Annotated in this window: 2 protein-coding genes; one reads left to right on the forward strand and one right to left on the reverse strand. The window is 66.6% G+C overall.

The features are described from left to right. Positions 1–360 (reverse strand): hypothetical protein (locus RZR99_RS12985; RefSeq protein ID WP_323120170.1); only part of this gene is annotated, 360 nt, incomplete at its 3' end. Positions 361–993: 633 nt separating this feature from the next. On the opposite strand from RZR99_RS12985, the gene RZR99_RS12990 reads away from it, so the two are divergent. After that, complete coding sequence (locus RZR99_RS12990) at positions 994–4368, forward strand: 3-keto-5-aminohexanoate cleavage protein (RefSeq protein WP_323120171.1); 3375 nt, start codon at positions 994–996, stop codon at positions 4366–4368. Positions 4369–4424: the final 56 nt, after the last annotated feature.

The raw sequence follows: 4424 nt of genomic DNA on the forward strand, positions 1-4424 counted from the left end.
CCCGCGGCGATGCGCGACGGTCCATGCCGTCCGCCGCGCATCCGCCCGCCCTCTCTCGGCGCATCGACCCATCGTCCTGTCGCGCCGCTGCGCATCGCAGATCTCCGCGGACATGCCTGCCTGGCCGACGCGCCCATCCCGCCCTGCCCCTCGGGCTTTCGTCCCGGTATCGAACATTTCGTCGTCCACCCAAAGCGCACGGCAACCGAAGCGCCATGGCGACAACGCGTCGTAGCCGCGCAGCGAAGATGAGCCATCGCTCATCCGCGCATGGCGGCCGTCGCAACCGTGCCATCCGCATGTTTCAACGGGCGACGGACAACCCCGGCCCAACGACGCAGATTCAGTCAGCGCGAGCATAGGCCCGCGCCGACGCGCACCGTATTCGCTGTTCGGTTGAACCGATCAAGCTCCATCGACACGTGCGCCAAACCACGCCGAACGGATCACGCACCTCACACCGCGCTATCCGGCCGATCGCATCCCGCACGGCCATCCGTCATCAAAAAGACATCGTCTTATCCGGCGATTCAAAACACGCGATTCATCCACCTCTCAGCCACAAAATTATCAAGCATTGATCCGACAACAGAAACATCCATTATTTCGATGCAACATAAATTTCACATGAGTTTTTATAAAACCATACAAAATCAACAGCATATATAAAAATACGCACCACACAAAAATAAAAACAACTGAACATGCTAACCAGTAATATTCACCAATTTCCTATCAATCCAGAGTTACAAAAATAATAAGAATTTATTCCCACAAATCAATGTAAATAAAATGTAATATGCGACTCAGAGGCTCAGACCGCCTCTCGGTTGCACGGACGCCTCATCGTCCGGACGGCAACGCAGATCGCAGCCCGGCTTGATGCAAACAGCGTCCGGCCGGACTACACGCCTTTGTGGGCTTCATAAACCACTGTGCTTCGACGCCGGTTGTTTAGCATGCCTACTCAAATCGAACAGGAACAGGAAGATCATGACCAAGACCTTCTATATCACCGCGGCACCTGTCGGCGCAGTCCCCAAATTCCTTGATCCGCTGGAGCCCAAATTCATCCCGCTCCCGCTCCTCGGCTTGCTCGGCGAAGACGCCCGGCAAGCCACCTGCGCCGCGCTCGAAGCCAACGGCTGGGAAGCCGTTCCGGCCGGCGGCATCGCGCTCGAGCACGGCTTCGACGAACTGGTCGACCTGAGCGCGGCGCCGCTCTCGCACGGCCCCGAGGTGCTCGCGGAACTCGGCTGGGTACGTGACGGCAACACGCTGCGCCGGCCCGGTTCGGACGCGCCGGCGGCAAAGCCGTTCGTCATCGCACGCGCCGTCTTCGAGCACATCGAGTCGCGCGACCTGGTCCGCCAGCTCGTGCTTCAACTGACCACCTTCGGCTGGGTCGTCACCGACGACGGCGATCTCGCCTGGCCGCACGACCGCGTCCACAGTTACCTGCCGCCCAGCCTGGTCGAGCCGCTGCGCGACAGCGCGCCGGTCGCGCTCGATGCGCTGCTGGCCGCCGGCTGGCGATCGCGGGGCGCGGGCTTCTGGCAACCGGGCAAGGCCCGCTCGCCCTACCTGCCGATCACCGCCGACGGTATCGTCGAAGCATCCCGTCATGCGCTGCGCGAAGGCGCGGCGGTCGTCCACCTGCACACCCGCGCAACCGACGACCAGCAGCAGATCCGGATTCCCGGCCTGAACGCCGCGATCACCACCGGTGCCCAGCGCAACCATATCGTGGTCGACGATTACGACCGGATCGTGCCGCGCCTGATCGACCTCGAACCCGCCGCGATCCTCAATCTCTCCACCAGCGCCCGCGGCGACCGGCGCGCCTCCGAGAGCCCGCTGCGCCGCGCCCACCTGAAACGCTACGGCCACGCGCAGATCGCGCCCGACGTCGCGTCGTTCAGCCCCGGGCCGGTGGTATTCCAGGGCGGCGGGGGCTACGACAATCCGCACGGCTTCCTCGCCCGCCAGCTCGAGCATTTCGCGGAATTCGGCGTGCGGCCGGAGATCGAAGTGTTCAATCACACGATCGTCCAGAACTCGACGACCCTGTATCGCACGGTGCTCGAGCAGGCCGGCGCGCCCGTGCTGTTCATGCTGGTGGCCGCCGTCGACCAGTACCACCGCGATCCGGTCAGCGGCGAAACGGACGACGATTCGCTGATCGACGTCCCCTCCCGCAAGGCCATCGCGAAACTGCTGCAGGCGGACGAGCCTTCCGCCACGGCGGAAGCCGTGCGCATCGCGGTTGAGAAACTGCGGCCGTGCGTCGACGAACTGCGGGAAAGCTTCCCCTCCTGCCGGATCTCCCTGCTGCTGCCCGGGCCGTTCCAGGCGATTCTCGCCGACGTCGCGATCGGCCTCGATCTCGACGGCATCCGGGTCGGCCTGGAAGATGCGTTGAACGTGTTCGACGCGCGCGCGCCGGGCGGCGTCCGCAAGGCCTGCGGCACCGGAGATCAGGTGCGCGCGCTGCGGCTCGATCTCGAGCGCAGGGGCATCGCGATCCTCGACGCGGAAGCGCTGCGCGACGATCTGGGCATGCCGCGTCCCGACATCACGCTGTTCCGGCGGGCGGAAGCCGCGCTCAAGCGCTATCCGGCGGAGGCGCGCGCGCCGGCCAGCCTGCCAGACGCAGCAACGATCGTCGGCGCGCTGCAGCCGATCGTCGACACCTATCGCCAGCGGGAGGACCGGCTGGCCAGCTATCTCGCCACGGCCCGGGATCTGCCCGCCACGCCGGCCGCGCTCGCGCAGGTCGTGCACACGGCCGCGCACGGATTCGGACTCGCCATCCGCTCGTTCATCGAGGAGCTTGACCGCTACACCGACCACGAGCATCTGATCGTCGGCAATCTCGACACGCCTCAGGCGCTGAACTTCGCGCGCGAGATCCTCGCGCCGCGCGGCTACAGCATCGCGCGCTACGACGACGCGCTCGCGCGCCATGCCCGCCCGGGCGAAACCGTGACGCACGGCGGCATCAGCTACCGGGTGCCGGTGGAGCAGTTCAAGTCGCCCGAGCTCCGATGCCTCGAATACCTGGTCGCGATCCCGTGCCGCTACAACGGCGACCACAGCGACGTGGTCAACCTCGTCCTGCGTCAGGACGAGCGCTACAGCACGACGATGGCGCTGCTCTACCACGCGCTGCGCGAACTGACGCTCACGCTCAGGGCACGCTCGAATGCGCACGAGAAGGCGCCGGGGCCGGTCTGGACGATCCTGGAAGCATCGCCCGCCGGATCCGCACCGCCGTCCCGGCGGGACGCCGCGCCGGACGGCCCGCTGCTCGCGACCGGGGTCGACTGGATCGTGCTGCCCAGCACGCCCACCACGAACTATCCGCTCGGGCTGAAGCTGTCGAACGGTCTCGCCCGGCTATTCCACACGTTCGTCACCCAGCTCGCCTCGGACCCGGCATTGCGCCGACCTCAGACCACGCCGCGCACCACGCCGATCCGGCTGCTCGGGATCACGCATGCCGGGCGGCGGCACGACGGCGAAACCGTGGTCGAGGCCAGCATGCTGCACAACCGCTTCGCGCTGAACGCGGATCGCGTCGGCGACTATTTCGGCCACGAATCGCAGCTGATCTACGAACGCCTGATCCTGCCGCGTCTCGTGGAAACCCCCGAGCAGCTCGACTACACGGAATCGCAGCTGGTCCGCCGGGACGCGGCGGGCTTCCCGCTGTACCGGAACGGCGCGATCGCGCGGCGCATCGCGCCGGGGCAGATCGACTCGCTGCCGCTCGTGCGCCTCTTCGCGCACAGCTCGGGCATCGCCACCGCGCAGCAGCTCGACGTGCTGGCCTGCCTGGACGGCCGGCGGCTGGGCATGAACACCGACGAACTGCGCGCGTTCTTCGATCGTGCGCTGTTGGTCTCGTTCGGATCCGCCGCGGATATCCATCTCGACCGGCTCGGCACGTCGGTACTGGACATCACGGCCTTCAACGACGTGCGCAGCGTCGCGGGCACGACCAACCGCCACTACGTGCTCACGCCCGGCGCGCATACGGACATCCTGCAGGAGAGCTTCGCGCTCGCGCAGCCCGCCGAGTACCGCTACGAGCATGCGGTGCCGGTCTGGCGACAGGGTGCGCAAGGCAAGACCGTCGCGCTGCTGACGGGGGTGTTCCTGCTCGACGACGCCGCGCGGCTCGACGACGGCCATTCGATCCGCCGCTATCTGTCGGCGAGTCCGCTCTGGCTGCGTCAATGGATCTCGCTGATCCACCATGCGCCCGCCCATTCGGGGGCGCAGGCGATCCTGCGCGAGTTGCAGACGCCTGCGATGCGGCACGACGCCAGCGCGAACCAGACGACGCGCAAGGCGATCGCGTAACGGCGCGACGACCGCCGGCATCGCGCCGATGCGGGCGCCCGGGCGATACCGCCCGG

The sequence above is a fragment of the Burkholderia alba genome, from assembly GCF_034721475.1.
Taxonomy (GTDB): Bacteria; Pseudomonadota; Gammaproteobacteria; order Burkholderiales; family Burkholderiaceae; genus Burkholderia; species Burkholderia alba.